This is a genomic window from Cupriavidus sp. FW305-26, assembly GCF_058787975.1.
This window is the reverse complement of the sequence record NZ_JBYTAH010000001.1, coordinates 272593-291849: the sequence shown is the minus strand read 5'-3', so window position 1 is coordinate 291849 and position 19257 is coordinate 272593. Positions and strand designations below refer to the sequence as shown.

Here is a 19257-nt window from a genome sequence, read left to right as displayed (position 1 = left end):
GCATTGCTTCAACAGAGGGCCGTTGCGCGCGCTCAGGGCCGCGCACAACGGCGCTGGAAAGCGGGCATGAGCCGTGCTTACGTGATGGTGGGCTCGCCTGCCATTACGTCACCTCCGAACGCACCACGCGCACGGGCACTGACTTGTAGGACGGGGTGCCGCTGTCCTCGTCGATGTAGTCGAGCGGCACCAGCCTGTTTGCTTCCGGATAGTAGGCAGCGACGGAGCCGGGCGCAATTTCATATTCGATCGCAGTGATCTTCTCGAAACGCAGCTGCCGGCCCGCGGCGATAGTCTCGATGTCGACCAGGTCGCCATGCTCCAGGCCGCGCGCGGCCAGGTCGGCCGGGTTCATGAACAGCACGTCGCGCCGCCCGAACACGCCCCGGTAGCGGTCGTCCATGGCATAGATGGTGGTGTTGTACTGGTCATGGCTGCGGATGGTCACCAGCCGCAGCACATCGTCGGCATGGACTTGCTTGTCTTCATGCAGCCCCTTGAACACGTAGAACTCGGCCTTGCCCGACGACGTTTCCCATTTGCGCTCGGTTGGTGGCAAGGGCATGCGGAATCCGCCAGGGACCCGCACGCGCGCGTTGAAATCCTCAAAGCCGGGCACCGTCTTCTCGATCAGGTCGCGGATCCTGTCGTAGTCGGCGACGAGCTCCAGCCATGGCACCTTGCTGTCAGGCAGGGTCGCGGTGGCAATGCCCGCCACGATGGCCGGCTCGGAGCGCAGGAATTCCGACGCCGGCGCGAGCTTGCCGGCCGAGGCATGCACCATCGACATCGAATCCTCCACCGTCACCGATTGCGGCCCGGTCTCCTGCACATCCAGTTCGGTGCGGCCCAGGCAAGGCAGCACATAGGTCTCCCTGGCCACCAGCAGGTGCGTGCGGTTGAGCTTGGTCCCGACATGCACGCTCAGGTCGAGCTTGCCCATGGCCGGGAAGCACTGCTCGGGATCGGGCAAGGCGACCGCGAAATTGCCGCCCAGGCAGAACAGCGCCCTGGACTTGCCATCGATCATCGCCTGCATCGCGTTGACGGCATCGTGCCCGTGTCCGGCGGGCGGGCTGAAGCCGAAGGTGTCCTCGATCCGCTGCAGGAAGCCGGCCGACGGCTTCTCGGTAATGCCGACAGTCCGGTTCCCCTGGACATTGGAGTGGCCGCGCAAGGGGCAGATGCCGGCGCCGGGCTTGCCGAAGTTGCCGCGCAGCATCAGCAGGTCGCACAGCAGGCGCACATTGGCCGTGCCTTCGTTGTGCTGGGTCACGCCCATGCCATAGGTAACGATGGTGGCATTCGACTTGGCATAGGCCGCCGCCACCAGTTCCAGGTCCGCACGGGTCAGCCCACTGGTCTTTTCAATATCCGCCCATTCGGTCGACCGCAGATCGTCGGCCAGCGCCTCGAAGCCTTCGGTGTGGACCGCGATGAAGTCGTGGTCCAGCACATTGCCCTGGCTGGCTTCCAGGTCCAGCAGCGCCTTCATCACCCCCTTGATGGCGGCGGCGTCGCCACCGGCGCGGACCAGGAAGTAGGACGACGCAATCCGGGTGGAACCATAGGTGGCCATCTCCACCATGTTCTGCGGGTCGGCAAAGCGCTCGAGCGCCCGTTCGCGCAGCGGGTTGAACACCAGGATCGGCACCTTGCGGCGCGACGCCTCATGCAGCGTCCCCATCATGCGCGGGTGGTTGGTGCCCGGGTTGTGGCCGATCGAAATGATCAGCTCGCAGGTGTCAAAGTCCTCCAGCGACACCGTGCCCTTGCCGATGCCGATCGAGCGCGGCAAGCCCACGCTGGTGGGCTCGTGGCACATGTTCGAGCAGTCGGGGAAGTTGTTCGTGCCATATTCGCGCGCGAACAGCTGGTACAGGTAGGCGGCTTCGTTGGAAGCCCGGCCCGAGGTATAGAACTCGACCTGGTCGGGCGATAGCCCGCGCAGGATTTCGCCGATGCGGGCGAACGCGGCCTCCCATTCCACCGCGCGGAAGGTGTCGGTGGCGCGGTCATAGACCAGGGGATGCGTCAGCCTGCCAAAGTCTTCGAGCTCATAGTCGGTCCGGTTCAACAGCGACGACACCGTATTGGTTGCAAAGAACTCGGGAGGCACCCGTTTGGTGGTTGCCTCCCACGTCACGGCCTTGGCGCCGTTCTCGCAGAACTGGAAGGTCGACCGGTGCTCCTTGTCGGGCCATGCGCAGCCGGGGCAATCGAAGCCGTCGGGCTGGTTGGTCCGCATCAGCGTGATCGGCGCCTTGACGGTATCCATCTGCGTGCGGATCGCCGTGGCAGTTGCCTTCAGCGCCCCCCAGCCGCCGGCGGGACCGTCGTACTTCCTGATACCGGGCACTTCGCGTCGATTGGCCATGTTTGCTCCTTGTGCCGCGCCAGGTTGCTGGTGACGGCGTTGGGGTTAGTCACGCGAACAACTCCTGCTGCCGGTTTGCTCCCCTCGCCCGCTCGCGGGAGAGGGGTGCGTGTGCCTGGGCTCGTGGTGCGGATGCTCCTTCAGGAATAGAGCTTCGCCACCCGCTCCAGCGGCACCGGCTTGATCCGCGAGGCCTGCCCGGCGCAGCCGAAGGCCTCGAAGCGCAGCTTGACCACGCTTCTCGCCCCCTTCTTGGCCGCCAGCAGCGCCTTGCGCGGATCGAATTCGCTGCGGTCGTCGGACAAGGACTTGCGGATGGCCCCGGTCATGGCCAGGCGGATATCCGTATCGATATTCACCTTGCGCACCCCCATCTTGATGCCGCGCAGGATCTCCTCGACCGGCACGCCGTAGGTCTCCTTGATGTCGCCGCCGTACTGGCGGATGATCTCCAGCCATTCCTGCGGCACCGAGCTGGAGCCGTGCATCACCAGGTGGGTGTCAGGGATCTGCTCGTGGATCTCGCGGATGCGGTCCATCGCCAGGATGTCGCCGGTGGGCTTGCGTGAGAACTTGTAGGCGCCGTGGCTGGTGCCGATGGCGATCGCCAGTGCATCCACGCCGGTGCGGGCAACGAAGTCGCGCGCCTGGGCCGGGTCGGTCAGCATCATGTCGTGCGACAGCGTGCCCGCCGCGCCCACGCCGTCCTCTTCGCCGGCCTGGCCGGTTTCGAGCGAGCCCAGGCAGCCCAGTTCGCCTTCCACCGACACGCCGATCGCATGCGCCATCTCGCACACGCGCCGCGTGACCTCGACGTTGTAGTCGTAGTCGGAGGGGGTCTTCATGTCTTCGCGCAGCGAGCCGTCCATCATCACGCTGGTGAAGCCGGAGCGGATCGAGGCCTGGCAGATCGCCGGGCTGGAGCCGTGGTCCTGGTGCAGCACGATGGGGATGTCCGGATGGGTCTCGGCCGCGGCCAGCACCATATGGCGCAGGTAAGCCTCGCCAGCATACTTGCGGGCGCCGGCCGAGGCCTGCAGGATGACCGGGCTGTCGGTTTCCTGGGCCGCCTCCATGATGGCGTGGATCTGTTCCAGGTTGTTGACGTTGAAGGCCGGCACGCCGTAGCCGAACTCTCCCGCGTGGTCCAGCAGCTGGCGCAAGGAAATGAGTGCCATGATGAAGCTCCTTTACTGATTGCAGAATCGGTGAGGTCGGGTTCAGGCAGCGGCGCGCTGTGCCAGCACGGCCAGCGCGGGCAGCGTCTTGCCCTCCAGGAATTCCAGGAACGCGCCGCCGCCGGTCGAGATATAGCCCACGCGGTCGGCAATGCCGTGCTTGGCGATCGCGGCCAGCGTGTCGCCGCCGCCGGCGATCGAGAACGCCTTCGATTCGGCGATGGCCTGGGCCAGCACCCTGGTGCCGTTGCCGAACTGGTCAAACTCGAACACGCCCACCGGGCCGTTCCAGACGATGGTGCCGGCGGCCTTCAGTTGCTCGGCCAGCATTGTTGCGGTCCTGGGGCCGATGTCCAGGATCATGTCGTCGTCGGCCACGTCCTTGACGTCCTTGACGGTAGCCGCGGCGGTGGCGCTGAATTCCTTGGCGCACACCACGTCGACCGGAATCGGCACCGAGGCGCCACGCCTGGCCATGATGTCGATGATGGCCCTGGCATCGGCCAGCAGGTCAGGCTCGGCCAGCGACTTGCCGATCTTCAGGCCGGCGGCCAGCATGAAGGTATTGGCAATGCCGCCGCCGACGATCAGGTTGTCGACCTTGTCGGCCAGCGACTTCAGGATGGTCAGCTTGGTCGAGACCTTGGAGCCGGCCACGATCGCCACCAGCGGACGCGCCGGCTGGCCCAGCGCCTTGCCCAGCGCGTCGATCTCGGCGGCCAGCAGCGGGCCGGCGCAGGCAATGGGGGCGTACCTGGCGATGCCATGCGTGGTCGCCTCGGCGCGGTGGGCGGTGCCGAACGCGTCGTTGACGTAGACATCGCACAGCGCCGCCATCTTCTGCGCCAGTTCGTCGCTGTTCTTCTTCTCGCCCGTGTTCATGCGGCAGTTTTCCAGCAGCACCACCTGCCCGGGCGGCACCTGGAAGCCGCCCTCGATCCAGCCGGACAAGAGCGGCACCTGGCGGCCCAGCAGTTCAGACAGGCGGCGGCCCACCGGCGCCAGGCTGTGGCGCGGGTCGGGCGCCCCCTCCTGCGGCCGGCCCAGGTGCGAGGTGACCATCACCGCGGCGCCCGCCTGCAGGCAGGCCGCGATGGCGGGCACGGAAGCCCGGATGCGGGTATCGTCGGTGATAGCGCCCGCTGCATCCTGCGGGACGTTGAGGTCGGCGCGGATGAAGACCCGCTTGCCAGCCAGTCCACCGGCTGCAAGCAGTGCGGCCAGCGTGTGCGGCGCCGCCGCGGGTTTCGGTTGCGGGTTCGTAGCATGGGATAGGCTCATCATGGCGATCTGCTAGCGTGCGTGGGCCAACGCCACCGCGGTATCCAGCATGCGGTTGGAGAAGCCCCATTCGTTGTCATACCAGGCCGACACCTTGACCAGGGTGCCGTTGACCTTGGTCAGGGTGGCGTCGAAGGTGGACGACGCCGGGTTGTGGTTGAAGTCCACCGAGACCAGCGGCGCGGTGTTGTAGTCCAGGATGCCCTTGAGCTCGCCTTCTGCGGCGGCCTTCAGGATGCCGTTCACCTCCTCCACCGTGGTCGGCCGCGCCGCCACGAAGGACAGGTCGACCAGCGACACATTGATGGTCGGCACGCGCACGGCAAAACCGTCCAGCCGGCCGTCCAGCTCAGGCATCACCAGCCCGACCGCGGCGGCTGCGCCGGTCTTGGTCGGGATCATCGACATGGTGGCCGAGCGCGCCCGGCGCAGGTCTTCGTGGTAGACGTCGGTCAGCACCTGGTCGTTGGTATAGGAGTGCACGGTGGTCATCAGGCCGTTCACCAGCCCCAGCTTCTCGTGCAGCGGCTTGACCAGCGGCGCCAGGCAGTTGGTGGTGCAGGAGGCGTTGGAGATCACCGTGTCGGTGGCCTTCAGCACGCCGTGGTTGACGCCGTAGACGATGGTGGCGTCCACGTCCTTGCCGCCGGGGGCGGAGATGATCACCTTCTTCGCGCCGCCCCTCAGGTGGGCCGAGGCCTTTTCCTTGCTGGTGAAGAGCCCGGTGCATTCCATCACCACGTCCACGCCCAGCTCGCCCCACGGCAGCTCGGCCGGGTTGCGCTGCGCCAGCACGCGGATCCGGTCGCCGTTGACGCGGAAGGCATCGCCGTCGACCGAGACCTCGCCCGGGAAGCGGCCGTGGACGGTGTCGTACTGGGTCAGGTGCGCATTGGTGGCCGCGTTGCCGAGGTCGTTGATGGCGACGATCTCGATATCGTGCCGCTTGCCGCCTTCATAGTGGGCGCGCAGCACATTGCGGCCGATGCGTCCGTAGCCGTTGATGGCAACCTTGATAGTCATGCTGTCTCCTTTACTTGTCTTGGTATCCTTGCCGGTCGCGCTGGCGCGCCGGCGCAACATCAGGCGGCTGGCGCCAGCCGCGCCCGCGGCACCACCCCCCGCAACCCCCCCCCCGCGCCGGCGTCAGCAGCGCCGGCAACGCCTCCAGCGAATCGAGCAGCGCATCCGCGCCCAGCGCCGCGGGCCCGCCGGGGCCGGCGTAGCCATAGCGAACCAGGCAGACCGGGATGCCGGCCGCGCGCGCCGCCGCCACGTCCACCGCCGAATCCCCCACCAGCACGCCCTGCGCCGTATCGACGTCGAGCAGGTTGCAGGCGTGGCGCAGCGGTTCGGGATCCGGTTTCATCTGCGCGATCGAGTCGCCCGCCACCAGCACTTCCAGGTACTGCGACAACCCGGTCAGCGCCAGCAGCGGCACCGCCAGCGCGCGCGGCTTGTTGGTGACGCAGGCAAGCCGGTAGCCCTGGCGCCTGAGCGCCTCCAGGCCTGCCTCCACGCCCGGGAACACCGACCCGAGGCGGCCGTTGGTCTCGGCATAGTGGCGGTGGAACATCGCCACGGCTTCGGCGGCCTCAACCCGCGGCGTAAGCCCGGCGGTCTCGAGCACGCGCCGCACCAGGTTGGGCACGCCGCGGCCGATGAAGCCGGCCACGGTGTCGAACGGCAATGCCGGGCTGCCGAAGTCGGCCAGCATGCGGTTGGCGGCCTCGACAATATCGGGCGCGCTGTCGACCAGCGTGCCGTCCAGGTCGATCAGCACCGCGGTGCAGGGCATGGATACGGTAGCCATCACGCCTCCTCCAGCAGCACGCGCGCGGCCGCTGCGACATGCGCCGGGGTCAGGCCGAAGTGCTGGTACAGCGCCTCGGCCGGCGCGGATTCGCCGAAGGTGTCGATGCCCAGCGCCAGGCCCTGCTCGCCCACCACGCCGCGCCAGAACCAGGTGCCGCCCGCCTCCACGCTGACGCGCGGCAGCCCCGGTGGCAGCACGGTGTCGCGGTACGCCACGTCCTGCGCGTAGAACAGCTCCACGCAGGGCATGGACACCACGCGCGCGGCGATGCCGGCATCGGCCAGGTCCAGCGCCGCGCGCATGGCGATTTCCACCTCGGAGCCAGTGGCAATCAGCACCACGCGCGGCGCCGGCACATCGCGCAGCACATAGCCGCCGCGCGCAATCTCCGCGCGCTGGGCCGGATTGCGCTCGAACGGCATCAGCGCCTGCCGCGACAGCACCAGGCAGCTCGGGCCATCCTCGCGCCGCAGCGCGGCCAGCCACGCGTACGCGGTCTCGGCGCCGTCGCAGGGACGCCAGACCTGGTTGTTGGGGATCAGGCGCAGGCTGGCGGCGTGTTCCACCGGCTGGTGGGTGGGACCGTCCTCGCCGAGCCCGATCGAGTCATGGGTCAGCACGTGGACCACGCGCAGGCGCATCAGCGCCGCCATGCGGATGGCATTGCGCGAGTAGTCCGAGAAGGTCATGAAGGTGCCGCCGTAGGGGATCAGCCCGCCATGCAGCGCAATGCCGTTCATCGCGGCGGCCATGCCGAACTCGCGCACGCCGTAGCTCACGTAGTTGCCATGCCCGGCATGGTTGACCCAGACCGACGCCTTGACATTGGTCAGGTTGGACCCGGTCAGGTCGGCCGAGCCGCCCAGCAGCTCGGGCAAGGCGGGCGTGAGCGCCTCCAGGCACAGCTGCGATGCCTTGCGCGTGGCGATCTTGCCTTGCAGCGGCGACGGCGCGTCCAGCAACGCCATCAATTCGGCATCGAAGCCCTCGGGCAGGCGGCCATTGGCACGGCGCACGAATTCTTCGGCCAGTTCGGGGTGCGCGGCGCAATAGCTGACGAAGCGCGCCTCCCATTCGGCCTCGCGCGCGGCGCCTTGCGCGCGTGCATCCCAGGCGTCGGCGACATCCGCCGGCACCGTGAAGGGCTCGGCTTCCCAGCCCAGCGCGGTGCGCATGGCGGCGATCTCCGGCGCGCCCAGCGGGGCGCCGTGCACATCGTGCCCGCCGGCCTTGGCGGGCGCGCCCTTGCCGATCACGGTGCGGCAGCAGATCAGCGTGGGCCGGTCGCGCTCGGCCTTGGCCTCGTGCAGCGCGGCATCGAGGGCGTGCGCATCGTGTCCGTCGACGTCCGCAATCACATGCCAGCCATAGGCGGCAAAGCGCTTCGGGGTGTCGTCGGCAAACCAGCCGGCGACCTCGCCGTCGATGGAGATACCGTTGTCGTCGTACAGGCAGATCAGCTTGCCCAGCCTGAGCGTGCCCGCCAGCGAGCAGGCCTCGTGGCTGAGTCCTTCCATCAGGCAGCCATCGCCAAGGAAGACGTAGGTGTGGTGGTCGACGATGTCGAAGCCGGGCCGGTTGAAGGTGGCGGCCAGCAGCTTCTCCGCCAGCGCCATGCCGACGGCATTGGCCAGGCCCTGTCCCAGCGGCCCGGTGGTGGTTTCCACGCCCGGCGTCACGCCAAGCTCCGGATGGCCGGGCGTGGCCGCGTGCAGCTGGCGGAACTGGCGCAGCTGCGACATCGGCAGGTCGTAGCCGGTCAGGTGCAGCAGCGCATACTGCAGCATGGACGCATGGCCGTTGGACAGCACGAAGCGGTCACGGTCGGGCCAGGCCGGGTTGGCCGGGTTGTGTCGCAGGTGGCGCCGCCACAGCACTTCGGCCATCTCGGCCATGCCCATTGGTGCGCCGGGGTGGCCCGATTTGGCCTGCTCCACCGCGTCGGCGGCCAGGAAGCGCAGCGCGTTGGCACAGCGCGCTGCGGAATCGATGCGTTCTGGTGCGTTCATTCAGGAGATCCTCGCGAGTCGGCGTTTCACGGTCGAGTCCTTACTGCGCGGCGCGCTTGCGGCGCTCCATCATGCGCAGCACGAAGGGCGTGAAGATCAGCTGCATGGCCAGCTCCATCTTGCCGCCGGGCACCACGATGGTGTTGGCGCGCGACATGAAGGAGTCGTGGATCATGCTCAGCAGGTACTGGAAGTCGATCCCCTTCGGGTTGGCAAAGCGGATCACCACCATGCTTTCATCGGGCGCGGGGATTTCGCGCGAGATAAAGGGGTTGGACGTATCCACGCACGGCACGCGCTGGAAGTTCACATGCGTGCGCGAGAACTGCGGGCAGATGTAATTCACGTAGTCCGGCATGCGGCGCAGGATGGTGTCGGTCACGGCCTCGGTCGAATAGCCGCGCTGCTTCTTGTCGCGCCAGAGCTTCTGGATCCATTCCAGGTTGATGACAGGGACCACGCCGATCAGCAGGTTGGGATACTGCGCGACATTGACCGAATCGGTGACCACGCCGCCGTGCAGGCCCTCGTAGAACAGCAGGTCGGTATCGGCCGGCAGCGGCTCCCACTGGGTGAAGGTGCCGGGTTCCTGCCCGAACGGCGCGGCTTCCTCCGGGCTATGCAGGTAGTGCCGGTGCATGCCCGTGCCGGTTTCGGCATAGGAGCGGAACAGGTTCTCCAGCTCGCCGAACAGGTTGTTCTCCTCGCCGAAGTGGCTGAAGTTCATATTGCCGGTGCGCTCGGCCTCGGCCATCTTGACCTTCATCTCGGCGCGGTCATAGCGGTGGAAGCTGTCGCCTTCGATCACCACTGACTTCACGCCCTCGCGGCGGAAGATGTTCTCGAAGGTACGGGTCACCGACGTGGTACCGGCGCCCGAGGAGCCGGTGATGGCGATAATGGGATAACGTTCTGACATGGCCAGGCACCTCAGGCAGACGCGCGGAACAGGCTGCGCTCGTTGAACAGGGGACTCGGAAGGTCGGGATCGGTCTGGTCGGTGTGGTAGCCCTCGATCCGTTCCACTTCATTGCGCGAGCCGAAGATCACGCCAATGCGCTGGTGCAGCGCACCCGGCGCCACCGACATCAGCGTCTGCCGGCCCGTGCTGGCGCGCCCGCCGGCCTGCTCCATCAGGAAGGCGATCGGATTGGCCTCGTACAGCAGGCGCAGGCGGCCCGGCTTGGCGGGATCCTTGGAGTCGCGCGGGTACATGAAGACGCCGCCACGCATCAGGATGCGGTGCGCCTCGGCCACCATCGACGCGATCCAGCGCATATTGAAATCCTTGCCGCGCGGCCCGCTCTTGCCGGCCATGCACTCGGCGATGTAGCGCTGCACCGGCGCTTCCCAGAAGCGGCTGTTCGACGCATTGATGGCAAATTCCTGGGTATCGGCCGGCACCTGCAGGTTGGGGTGCGTGAGGAAGAACTCGCCCAGGTTGGGATCGAGCGTGAAGCCGTTGACGCCATTGCCCACGGTCAGCACCAGCATGGTGGTGGGACCGTAGAGCGCGTAGCCGGCCGCCACCTGGGCGCTGCCGGGCTGCAGGAAATCCTGCTCGGTGACGGCGCTTGCGCCCTCAGGCGCGCGCAGCACCGAGAAGATGCTGCCCACCGAGACATTGACGTCGATGTTGGATGAGCCGTCGAGCGGATCGAACACCAGCAGGTACTTGCCGCGCGGGTAGTGATCCGGGATCTGGTAAGGCGCCTCCATCTCCTCCGACGCCATGCCGGCCAGGTACCCGCCCCACTCGTTGACGCGCAGGAAGGTGGTATTGCTCAGCACGTCCAGCTTCTGCTGGATTTCGCCCTGCACGTTGACGGCCCCTGCTTCTCCGGCTTGATTGCCGGCCTTGCCGTGCAAGCCCCCCAGCGCGCCGAAGGCAACCGCGCGCGCGATTTCCTTGCAGGCCATGGCGACGTTGAGAATCAGGCCGTTGAAGCCACCGCTGGCATCCGGATAGCGGCGGCGTTCCTCGATCAGGAACTGCGTCAGGGTCATCCTTTGGACTTCAGGCATGACAGGTCTCCTATAGATTGGCTATGCATTCTTGTGTGGTGCCGGTGCGGGGCGGGCTACGTGACCGTGGCGGCCTCGCGCAAGCGGTACAGGATGCTCGAGTAGCCGCCGTCGGCATCGGGCGCGCCGAACACGGCGCTGCCGGCAACGAAGGTGTCGGCGCCCGCTCGCGCGATCGCGGCAATGTTGTCGGCCTTGACGCCGCCGTCGATCTCCAGCCAGACCGGCCGCCCGCCGGCGTCCACCTGCCGGTCGATGCGCGCGCGTGCCTGGCGCACCTTGTCCAGCACGCCCGGAATGAAGGCCTGGCCGCCAAAGCCCGGGTTCACGCTCATCAGCAGCACCAGGTCGAGCTGGTCCAGCGTATGGTCCAGCCAGCCCAGCGGCGTGGCCGGGTTGAGCACCAGGCCTGCCTTGCAGCCGTGGTCGCGGATCAGGCCGATGGTGCGGTCGACATGGCGGCTCGCCTCCGGATGGAAGCTGATGATGTTGGCGCCGGCCTTGGCGAACAGCGGGATCAGCGCATCGACCGGTTCCACCATCAGATGCACGTCGATGGGGATGGAGACCAGCGGCCGGATTGCCTCGCACACCAGCGGGCCGATGGTCAGGTTGGGCACATAGTGGTTGTCCATCACATCGAAGTGCACCAGGTCTGCGCCGCCGGCCTCGATCGCGCACACCTCTTCGCCCAGGCGCGCGAAATCGGCCGACAGGATGGATGGCGCCAGGCGGATGGCACGCTGGCTGCCATGGCCGGTGTTGGGTTCAGTGGCATGCATGTCAGGTTGCCTCGATCAGGGTGCCGTGGTGCCAGGCGCGCAACGCGGCAAGGTCGGCCCAGCGGTTTGCCGCGCCGGGCACGTGCTGGGGCATGGGCTCGCCGGGATCGCCAAGATGCGGCAGCACCAGCAGCGCGCCCTCGAAGGAGTCCTGCGCGCTGAACGCGGTGGGCGTGACCACGGTGGGAATGCCGGCCGCCCGGGCGGCGCGCAGGCCGTTCGCCGAGTCCTCGATCGCCAGGCAGTCACCGCCTTCCAGGCCCAGCCGCTCCAGCACCGCCAGGTAGACATCGGGCGCCGGCTTCTTGATGGCCGTGGTGCCGGCGTCGCCGATGGCGGCAAAGCGACGGCGCCAGTCGGCGCCAAGCGGCGCCTGCAGCAGCGCGTCGAGGTTGGCCGGCGTGGTGGTGGTGGCAATCGCCAGCGGGAGCCCGGCCTCGCCGGCCTCGTCGATCAGGCGGGCAATGCCCGGGCGCAGCGGCAGGCCGCCCGCCCCGACGCGCTCGGCATAGTGGCGGGTCTTGATGGCGTGCACGGCGTCGATGGTTTCCTTCACCTTGCAGCCGCGGGCCTCTTCCGGGTCGACCATGCGCCAGTAATGCATCAGGCGCTCCTTGCCGCCGGCCACCTTGAGCAGGCGCGTGTAGAGCGGCGCGTCCCAGTGCCAGTCCAGGCCGACCTCGGCGAAGGCGGCATTGAAGGCTTGCAGGTGCGCGCTTTCGGTATCGGCCAGGGTGCCGTCGACATCGAAAATCAGGGCTTGCATGGCTTACTCCTTGGCCGGCGTCCGTGCGTCCGGCGCGGCCTTCGAAAACACGCGGCTGGCAAGCAGGTCAGACGCGGTGATGGTGGTCAGGGTACGGTCGTCGACGACCGCGCCGGCATCGTCCAGCAGGCGCGAGGCATGGCGCAGGCGCGCGCGGTCCAGCGCATTGCGCACGCTGCGGGCATTGGCAAAGTGCGGCTGCGCCATGCGCCGGGCCAGGTAGTCGGCAAACACGGCCCGGCTTTCGTCGTCGAAGCGGTATTGCATCTCGGACAGCATCAGGTCGGCGATCTGGCGCAGCTCGTCGAGCTGGTAGTCGGGGAAATCGACATGGTGGGCAACGCGCGAGGACATGCCCGGGTTGGACTCGAAGAAACGGTCCATGCGGTCCTTGTAGCCGGCCAGGATCACCACCAGGTCGTCGCGGTTGTTCTCCATCACCTGCAGCAGGATCTCGATGGCCTCCTGGCCGTAGTCGCGTTCGTTCTCCGGGCGGTAGAGGTAGTAGGCCTCGTCGATGAAGAGCACCCCGCCCATGGCCTTCTTCAGGATCTCCTTGGTCTTGGGCGCGGTATGGCCGATGTACTGGCCGACCAGGTCGTCGCGGGTCACCGCCACCAGGTGGCCGCGGCGCACGTAGCCCAGCTGGTGCAGGATCTGCGCCATGCGCATGGCCACGGTAGTCTTGCCGGTGCCGGGATTGCCGGTGAAGCACATATGCAGGCTGGGCGCACCGGCGCTGAAGCCGCGCGCGGCGCGCAGCTTGTCCACCAGCAGCAAGGCGGCGATATCGCGGATGCGCGCTTTCACCGGCTTCAGCCCGATCAGCTCGCGGTCAAGCTGGGCCAGCAGCTCGGTGATGCCCGAGCTGGCCAGCGACTCGGCCAGGGACCCGGGCAACGATGCGGCCGGAGCGGCTGGCGGCTGCAGCGGTGCGGTCGTTTCAGGTGCGGACATGGCAGGCTCCGTGAGGATCAATCGAGCATCCGGCTCGAAAGATTCGAGGCGCAACTCCCCCCCGGTGCGCGGCCTTGCGGCGGCGCAACCGTGGGATTGCACAGTCAGGAAATCGCCGGCGCCGCTCAGTAGCGGCTGCCCTCGGGGCGTGCCTGCACAGCGTAGCTCTCGATCGAGTAGCGCATGGTGCGGCCGGGCTCTTCCTGTCGCACCAGGCGGAAGCCGGGCTCGTCCGCAGGACGGTTGACGATGAACGACATCACCACCGACTCCACCGTATGCGTCGAATCGAAGGCCGTGACGCGGATGTAGTGGTTGGGGAAGGTGCTGCGCGCGTTGTTGATCTCCAGCAGGATGCCGGCGGCATCGCGCAGGTCGAACATCGGCAGGCCGAACATCTCCCAGTAGGTATTGCGCGGATGCGGGTCGTCGGTGTACTCGATGCCGACCGCCCAGCCCTGGTTCAGGCAGTATTCAAGCTGGCTGGTGATCTGCGCGTCGGTGAGGTCGGGCAGGAAGGAGAAAGTGCCTTGAGTAATACGCATGATGTCCTCTCGTTCTTTGGGTTCGCTCGTCGTGCTTTGGTGGCGTCGCGCCAGGGCTCAGGCCACCGACGCGGTGGGCGCGAAGTCCGAGGTGTCGGTCGGCGTGTAGTTGAAGCTGATGTCGCCCCAGGTATCGAGCGCAGCCCGCAGCGGTCCACACCAGCGCGCGGCATCGCGCAGGATCTCCGGCCCTTCGTTGAGGATGTCGCGGCCTTCGTTGCGCGCCAGCACCATCGCTTCCAGCGCAACGCGGTTGGCGGTGGCGCCGGCCTGGATGCCCTGCGGGTGGCCGATGGTGCCGCCACCGAACTGCAGCACCACGTCGTCGCCGAAGAGGCTGATCAGCTGGTGCATCTGGCCGGCGTGGATGCCGCCCGAGGCCACCGGCATCACCTTGCGCAGCGAAGCCCAGTCCTGGTCGAAGAACAGCCCGCGCGACAGGTCGGCATGGGTGTAGGCATCGCGGCAGACGTTGTAGTAGCCCTGCACGGTCAGCGGATCGCCTTCCAGCTTGCCCACCGCGGTGCCGGTGTGCATGTGGTCGACACCGGCCAGGCGCAGCCATTTGGCAATCACGCGGAACGACACGCCGTGGTTCTTCTGCCGGGTGTAGGTGCCATGGCCCGCGCGGTGCAGGTGCAGGATCATGTCGTTCTGGCGGCACCAGTTGCTCATGGACTGGATACAGGTCCAGCCGACGATCAGGTCGATCATGATGATGACCGAGCCCAGCGACTTGGCGAACTCGGCACGCCGGTACATCTCTTCCATGGTGCCGGCGGTCACGTTGAGGTAGCTGCCCTTGACCTCGCCGGTGGCGGCCGAGGCCTTGTTGACCGCGTCCATCACGAACAGGAAGCGGTCGCGCCAGTGCATGAAGGGCTGCGAGTTGATGTTCTCGTCATCCTTCATGAAGTCCAGCCCGCCCTTCAGGCCCTCATACACCACGCGGCCGTAGTTGCGGCCCGACAGGCCCAGCTTGGGCTTAGTGGTGGCGCCCAGCAGCGGACGGCCGAACTTGTCTAGGCGCTCGCGCTCGACGATGATGCCGGTGGACGGGCCGGCGAAGGTCTTCACGTAGGCGACCGGGAAGCGCATGTCTTCCAGGCGCGCCGCCTTGATCGGCTTGAAGCTGAAGACGTTGCCGATGATCGACGCGGTCAGGTTGGCGATCGAGCCTTCCTCGAACAGCGACAGGTCATAGGCCACGTAGCAGAAGAACTGCTCGGGGTTGTTGGGCACCGGGTCGACCCGGTAGGCCTTGGCACGGTACATGTCGCAGGCGGTCAGGCGGTCGGTCCACACCACCGTCCAGGTGGCGGTGGAGGACTCGCCGGCAACCGCGGCGGCGGCCTCGACCGGATCCACGCCGTCCTGCGGCGTGATGCGGAACAGCGCCAGCAGGTCGGTATCCTTGGGCTCGTAGTCGCCGTCCCAGTACCCCATTTCCTTGTACTTCATGACGCCGGCGTCGTAGCGCTTGCGCGGCTTGGCTTGGACCGATTCAGGTGCGTTCATGCTTGTCTCCTTGCGTGGTTGAGCGTCTTGGCTGCTGCGTTGATGCAAAGATATAAGCCCACCCACATAAGGTAAATTCAGATATTCTTAGCCCCTGTATAAGCAATCCCTTAAGTGCGGACCAAGCTGCACATCACGGGACCATCCAAAGCCGCCCCCAACCGCCCATGTCGTCCTTCCTGCGCGCCCTTACCCTTCGCCAGTTGCAGATCTTCGTCACCGTGGCCAGGCACGCCAGCTTCGTGCGCGCGGCCGAAGAACTGCACCTGACCCAGCCTGCGGTCTCGATGCAGGTCAAGCAGCTTGAATCCGTGGTCGGCATGGCGCTGTTCGAGCGGGTCAAGGGGCAGCTCACGCTGACCGAGCCCGGCGACCGCCTGCTGCACCATGCGTCCCGGATCCTCGGCGAGGTCAAGGACGCCGAGGAAGGCTTGCAGGCGGTCAAGGACGTCGAGCAGGGCTCGATCACGATCGGGCTGATCAGCACGTCGAAGTACTTCGCCCCCAAGCTGCTGGCCGGCTTTACCGCGCTGCACCCGGGCGTGGATCTGCGCATCGCCGAAGGCAACCGGGAAACGCTGCTGCGGCTGCTGCAGGACAACGCCATCGACCTCGCGCTGATGGGCCGCCCGCCGCGCGAACTGGATGCGGTGTCGGAACCCATCGCCGCGCATCCGCACGTGCTGGTGGCCTCGCCGCGGCACCCGTTACACGATGCAAAGGGGTTCGACCTGCAGGAACTGCGTCACGAGACCTTCCTGCTGCGCGAACCGGGTTCAGGCACCCGCACCGTGGCGGAGTACATGTTCCGGGACCACCTGTTCACGCCGGCCAAGGTGATCACCCTGGGCAGCAACGAGACCATCAAGCAGGCCGTGATGGCCGGCATGGGCATCAGCCTGTTGTCGCTGCACACGCTGGGACTAGAGCTGCGCACCGGCGAGATCGGGCTGCTGGACGTGGCCGGCACGCCGATCGAGCGCATCTGGCATGTTGCGCATATGTCCAGCAAGCGTTTGTCGCCGGCCAGCGAGAGCTGCCGCGCCTATTTGCTGGAGCACACTGCGGAGTTTTTGGGGAGGGAGTACGGGGGGCTGATGCCCGGGCGGCGGGTGGCCTGAGGTTCCAGGAGGGTTGGCTGGGATTAGAGAGCCATCCGTCCCGTCCCGGTCGGAACCCACTGGGCAGCGGCGGCTGGTGAAGGCCTTCGGATGACAAAGGCTAGAGAGAATTGCGAATCCTCTTGATCAAGCTGCAGCTTGATCGGACTGCTGCAGAGCATTTCCCCTCGGACTGAGGCGAATGTCTGGCGCGGCCGCTACGAGGGCAGTCTTGATGGCGGTTGGTCATACTGGGGAATGAAGGATAACCGCAGCTTCGGCTGCGGTTATTTACTTTGGACGCCTGCTACAACGTTGGGCTGGCTGGACCGTCCCTTGTCGGCCAGAAAGCGACGGCCGGGCCCTCAGGCTGAATGGCCGAAGCTCTGACACAGCGGACGGTATGGAGCTTGCCGGACCGTCGATAGCGAGTTCCTCTTTCGATTGCTTCCAGGCCCGCCTTTCAAATCAACCCAACCTCACCAGATTCAGCGCCGCCAGCGGTCCTCCAGGAAACTGATGCTGCCTTCCGCCCACATCAAGCGAACCCAGATCGATGCCAAAGAAGCCAAGACGATCGATCAACCTAGCCACCTCGACCTTGGCACTTGCATCGTCACCGGACAAGAACATCACGCGCCGGCCACCTTCTGCTTGCGGATCGCCAGCAACCAGCGCGGGTTGCAGGTGATTGAACGCCTTGACAACTCGCGCGCCGGGTACGAGGTCTGCAAACAACTCGCTCGAGGAGCGGCCATGCAGGTCCGCGGGGCGAAACAGCGGGGCCTCGATCGGGTTGTTGGCATCGATGACAATGCGTCCGCCGAAATTGGGCAACCCGCCCAGCGCCTGCGGCAGCTTCGACCAGTTCACCGCCACCAGCACGATCTCCTGCGCTGCGGCTTCCTCGCGCGTGCCAGGGCGAATTGAAGGCCCGATTACGTTCGCGGCATCGCGCAGCGTTTCAGGCCCACGGCTATTAGCAACCACCGCCTGGATGCCGTGCCGTGCCAGTGCCGTGGCGAACGCCATGCCTATCGCGCCCGCGCCGATGATGCCAATGGTCTTTCCGTAGCTTGCTTGCATGACGTACTCCCGGTTTAGGCGGTGAAACCGCCATCGGCAACGATCTCGGCACCGGTGACGAAGGCTGCGTCCGGACCAGCGAGGAACGCCACCACGCCGGCAATCTCATGGGGCTGCCCGTATCGGCCCAAGGCAATGCCGGGCCCTACGATTTCGCTGACCGGGCCGCCGGCGGGATTCATATCGGTGTCGGTCGGGCCGGGGTGGACGGTGTTGACCGTGATGCCTTTCGGCCCCAAATCGCGCACCAGGCTGCGATTGAAGCCTGCGATCGCACCCTTGGTCAGCGTGTAGAGCGATGCCGTGGGAAACGCCGCATAGCGCGCCATCGACGAACCGATGTGGATCACCCTCCCGCCCGTCTTCATATGGCGCACGGCTTCCTGCGTGGCCACGAATACGCCGGTCACGTTCACCGCAATCATGCGCTCATAGGTGTCGAACGAGATGTCCTCGATGGCACCGCCCAGGCCAAGGCCGGCGTTGTTGACGAGGATGTCGAGACCACCGAAGGCGTCGACCGTCGCTGCCACGGCCCGGCGCACCGCGGCGGGATCGCCGGAGTCTGCGGCGAGCGCTACAGCGCGGCCGCCGGCCGCTTCAATCTCGCGTACCACCATGGCGGCCTTTTCCGGTGAGGCACTGTAGGTCAGCGCCACGGCAGCGCCATCGGCGGCCAGGCGGCGTGCAATGGCGGCGCCGATAGAGCGCGAACCGCCGGTAACAAGGGCGATCTTGCCCGTCATGGGAAGTGTCTTTTGAGTCATTTCTTTCTCCGTTTGAGATGAATCACAAGGTGTGAACGGAGTATGGGCGCTCGATTCCATGGTGATTAGCTATGAATGACTGGAATCATCTTCAAGCAATCATGTAAGCTGAGCCAGATGGAAACCCTCGCCAACCTCGAATCCTTCGTGCGCAGCGCCGAAACCGGCAGCTTTTCGGCGGCGGGTCGCCGACTTGCCCTGACGCCCGCGGCCGTCAGCCGCAACGTGGCGATGCTCGAGCGCAACCTAGGCGTGCGACTGTTTCAGCGCTCCACACGCAAGCTGACACTCACCGAGGCTGGCGAGCGCTTCCTGGCCTCCATCGGCGGCAACCTCGATGCGCTGCAAGCCGCCATCGCCGCGATGTCGAATGATCACGGCGAACCGGCTGGCGTACTGAAAGTCAGCCTGGCCCCTTCTTTCGGCGTGGCTTACGTGATGCCGTTACTGCCCGATTTCCTGAAGCGTTACCCCGCGATCCGCCCGGAATGGCATTTCGAGAATCGTGCGATCGACTTGATCGCCGAAGGTTTCGACGCAGCCATAGGCGGGGGCTTCGATCTGGCGCCGGGTCTTGTGTCGCGCCCACTGGCACCGGCGCATATCGTCGCGGTGGCGTCGCCTGCGTATCTGCGGGAACGCACGCTGCCTGCCGATCCGTCCATGCTGAGAGCCATGGATGGCATCGTCATGCGCTCCGGACGCACAGGACGCACGCGCCACTGGACCATGCGCGATGCCGCGGGCAACGAGGTTGCCGCGACCATGCCAGAACGCATCGTCGTCAGCGACCCGGCCGCCATGCGGGAAGCCGCGCTACTGGGTCTAGGCGTGGCGCTGCTGGCGGTACCCGATGTGCTGCCATGGATTGAACGTGGCGAACTGGTACGCGTACTGCCGCGCTGGTACGCCGACGCCGGCGCCATTTCGTTGTACTACCCTACGCGCACCCTGATGCCCAGCAAGACACGCGCATTTATCGACCACGTTGTGGAAGCCTTTCGCCGCGACGGACTAGCGCAGCGGCTGGCTGGCAGCCTCGGCATTTAG

At 66.5% G+C, this 19257-nt stretch carries 17 protein-coding genes; 2 read left to right on the top strand and 15 right to left on the bottom strand.

Going from position 1 to position 19257, the window contains the following annotated elements; all coding sequences use genetic code 11:
- Nucleotides 1–103: 103 nt before the first annotated feature.
- The 13 genes from AC3WQZ_RS01360 to AC3WQZ_RS01300 all read right to left on the bottom strand — a co-directional run bounded on the left by AC3WQZ_RS01360 (nucleotide 104) and on the right by AC3WQZ_RS01300 (nucleotide 15254).
- Nucleotides 104–2377, bottom strand: a complete 2274-nt coding sequence (locus AC3WQZ_RS01360; protein ID WP_010809301.1) for an FdhF/YdeP family oxidoreductase — start codon at nucleotides 2375–2377, stop codon at nucleotides 104–106.
- Between the two features lie 140 nt (nucleotides 2378–2517).
- Nucleotides 2518–3555: a class II fructose-bisphosphate aldolase gene (fba, locus tag AC3WQZ_RS01355; RefSeq protein WP_010809300.1), complete on the bottom strand. Its 1038-nt coding sequence runs from the start codon at nucleotides 3553–3555 to the stop codon at nucleotides 2518–2520.
- A 42-nt stretch (nucleotides 3556–3597) separates the two neighbouring features.
- Nucleotides 3598–4839, bottom strand: coding sequence for a phosphoglycerate kinase (locus AC3WQZ_RS01350; RefSeq protein WP_081050153.1), 1242 nt, complete (start codon nucleotides 4837–4839; stop codon nucleotides 3598–3600).
- A 9-nt stretch (nucleotides 4840–4848) separates the two neighbouring features.
- Complete coding sequence (gap, locus tag AC3WQZ_RS01345) at nucleotides 4849–5859, bottom strand: type I glyceraldehyde-3-phosphate dehydrogenase (protein WP_010809298.1); 1011 nt, start codon at nucleotides 5857–5859, stop codon at nucleotides 4849–4851.
- Between the two features lie 10 nt (nucleotides 5860–5869).
- On the bottom strand, nucleotides 5870–6649 hold the full coding sequence (gph, locus tag AC3WQZ_RS01340) for a phosphoglycolate phosphatase (RefSeq protein WP_492299854.1): 780 nt from the start codon (nucleotides 6647–6649) through the stop codon (nucleotides 5870–5872).
- Nucleotides 6649–8661, bottom strand: coding sequence for a transketolase (gene tkt / locus AC3WQZ_RS01335; protein ID WP_010809296.1), 2013 nt, complete (start codon nucleotides 8659–8661; stop codon nucleotides 6649–6651). Before tkt ends, gph begins: the two co-directional genes overlap by 1 nt.
- A gap of 40 nt (nucleotides 8662–8701) precedes the next feature.
- Nucleotides 8702–9580 (bottom strand): phosphoribulokinase, encoded by an 879-nt coding sequence (locus AC3WQZ_RS01330; protein ID WP_010809295.1) that lies wholly within the window; start codon nucleotides 9578–9580, stop codon nucleotides 8702–8704.
- A gap of 11 nt (nucleotides 9581–9591) precedes the next feature.
- On the bottom strand, nucleotides 9592–10686 hold the full coding sequence (locus AC3WQZ_RS01325; protein WP_439671825.1) for a class 1 fructose-bisphosphatase: 1095 nt from the start codon (nucleotides 10684–10686) through the stop codon (nucleotides 9592–9594).
- 56 nt (nucleotides 10687–10742) lie between these two features.
- The gene (rpe, locus tag AC3WQZ_RS01320; protein ID WP_010809293.1) at nucleotides 10743–11468 is read right to left on the bottom strand and encodes a ribulose-phosphate 3-epimerase; all 726 of its coding nucleotides are present in this window, start codon (nucleotides 11466–11468) and stop codon (nucleotides 10743–10745) included.
- A gap of 1 nt (nucleotide 11469) precedes the next feature.
- The gene (locus AC3WQZ_RS01315) at nucleotides 11470–12234 is read right to left on the bottom strand and encodes an HAD family hydrolase (RefSeq protein ID WP_058696761.1); all 765 of its coding nucleotides are present in this window, start codon (nucleotides 12232–12234) and stop codon (nucleotides 11470–11472) included.
- Between the two features lie 3 nt (nucleotides 12235–12237).
- Entirely contained in the window at nucleotides 12238–13191 is a 954-nt protein-coding gene (cbbX, locus tag AC3WQZ_RS01310; RefSeq protein ID WP_454749084.1) for a CbbX protein, read from the bottom strand.
- Nucleotides 13192–13316: 125 nt separating this feature from the next.
- On the bottom strand, nucleotides 13317–13736 hold the full coding sequence (locus AC3WQZ_RS01305) for a ribulose bisphosphate carboxylase small subunit (protein WP_010809290.1): 420 nt from the start codon (nucleotides 13734–13736) through the stop codon (nucleotides 13317–13319).
- A gap of 57 nt (nucleotides 13737–13793) precedes the next feature.
- The gene (locus AC3WQZ_RS01300; protein ID WP_010809289.1) at nucleotides 13794–15254 is read right to left on the bottom strand and encodes a form I ribulose bisphosphate carboxylase large subunit; all 1461 of its coding nucleotides are present in this window, start codon (nucleotides 15252–15254) and stop codon (nucleotides 13794–13796) included.
- Between the two features lie 167 nt (nucleotides 15255–15421).
- Between AC3WQZ_RS01300 and AC3WQZ_RS01295 the strand changes: the two genes are divergently transcribed.
- The gene (locus AC3WQZ_RS01295) at nucleotides 15422–16375 is read left to right on the top strand and encodes a LysR family transcriptional regulator (protein WP_010809288.1); all 954 of its coding nucleotides are present in this window, start codon (nucleotides 15422–15424) and stop codon (nucleotides 16373–16375) included.
- 447 nt (nucleotides 16376–16822) lie between these two features.
- On the opposite strand, the gene AC3WQZ_RS01290 is transcribed toward AC3WQZ_RS01295, so the two are convergent.
- Both AC3WQZ_RS01290 and AC3WQZ_RS01285 read right to left on the bottom strand, forming a co-directional pair.
- Entirely contained in the window at nucleotides 16823–17440 is a 618-nt protein-coding gene (locus AC3WQZ_RS01290) for an NADPH-dependent F420 reductase (protein ID WP_492299852.1), read from the bottom strand.
- A 14-nt stretch (nucleotides 17441–17454) separates the two neighbouring features.
- Nucleotides 17455–18207 carry a 3-oxoacyl-ACP reductase family protein gene (locus AC3WQZ_RS01285; protein ID WP_454749087.1) on the bottom strand — a complete coding sequence of 251 codons (753 nt, stop codon included), beginning with the start codon at nucleotides 18205–18207 and terminating at the stop codon, nucleotides 17455–17457.
- A 117-nt stretch (nucleotides 18208–18324) separates the two neighbouring features.
- Between AC3WQZ_RS01285 and AC3WQZ_RS01280 the strand changes: the two genes are divergently transcribed.
- Complete coding sequence (locus tag AC3WQZ_RS01280; RefSeq protein ID WP_058696765.1) at nucleotides 18325–19257, top strand: LysR family transcriptional regulator; 933 nt, start codon at nucleotides 18325–18327, stop codon at nucleotides 19255–19257.

Coding starts and splice junctions, on each gene's coding strand:
- AC3WQZ_RS01300 (WP_010809289.1), bottom strand. CDS start 15,254: ATGAACGCACCTGAATCGGTCCAAGCCAAGCCGCGCAAGCGCTACGAC.
- AC3WQZ_RS01290 (WP_492299852.1), bottom strand. CDS start 17,440: ATGCAAGCAAGCTACGGAAAGACCATTGGCATCATCGGCGCGGGCGCG.
- AC3WQZ_RS01285 (WP_454749087.1), bottom strand. CDS start 18,207: ATGACTCAAAAGACACTTCCCATGACGGGCAAGATCGCCCTTGTTACC.
- AC3WQZ_RS01330 (WP_010809295.1), bottom strand. CDS start 9,580: ATGTCAGAACGTTATCCCATTATCGCCATCACCGGCTCCTCGGGCGCC.
- AC3WQZ_RS01295 (WP_010809288.1), top strand. CDS start 15,422: ATGTCGTCCTTCCTGCGCGCCCTTACCCTTCGCCAGTTGCAGATCTTC.
- tkt (WP_010809296.1), bottom strand. CDS start 8,661: ATGAACGCACCAGAACGCATCGATTCCGCAGCGCGCTGTGCCAACGCG.
- fba (WP_010809300.1), bottom strand. CDS start 3,555: ATGGCACTCATTTCCTTGCGCCAGCTGCTGGACCACGCGGGAGAGTTC.
- AC3WQZ_RS01280 (WP_058696765.1), top strand. CDS start 18,325: ATGGAAACCCTCGCCAACCTCGAATCCTTCGTGCGCAGCGCCGAAACC.
- AC3WQZ_RS01325 (WP_439671825.1), bottom strand. CDS start 10,686: ATGCCTGAAGTCCAAAGGATGACCCTGACGCAGTTCCTGATCGAGGAA.
- AC3WQZ_RS01360 (WP_010809301.1), bottom strand. CDS start 2,377: ATGGCCAATCGACGCGAAGTGCCCGGTATCAGGAAGTACGACGGTCCC.
- cbbX (WP_454749084.1), bottom strand. CDS start 13,191: ATGTCCGCACCTGAAACGACCGCACCGCTGCAGCCGCCAGCCGCTCCG.
- gap (WP_010809298.1), bottom strand. CDS start 5,859: ATGACTATCAAGGTTGCCATCAACGGCTACGGACGCATCGGCCGCAAT.
- AC3WQZ_RS01350 (WP_081050153.1), bottom strand. CDS start 4,839: ATGATGAGCCTATCCCATGCTACGAACCCGCAACCGAAACCCGCGGCG.
- AC3WQZ_RS01305 (WP_010809290.1), bottom strand. CDS start 13,736: ATGCGTATTACTCAAGGCACTTTCTCCTTCCTGCCCGACCTCACCGAC.
- AC3WQZ_RS01315 (WP_058696761.1), bottom strand. CDS start 12,234: ATGCAAGCCCTGATTTTCGATGTCGACGGCACCCTGGCCGATACCGAA.
- gph (WP_492299854.1), bottom strand. CDS start 6,649: ATGGCTACCGTATCCATGCCCTGCACCGCGGTGCTGATCGACCTGGAC.
- rpe (WP_010809293.1), bottom strand. CDS start 11,468: ATGCATGCCACTGAACCCAACACCGGCCATGGCAGCCAGCGTGCCATC.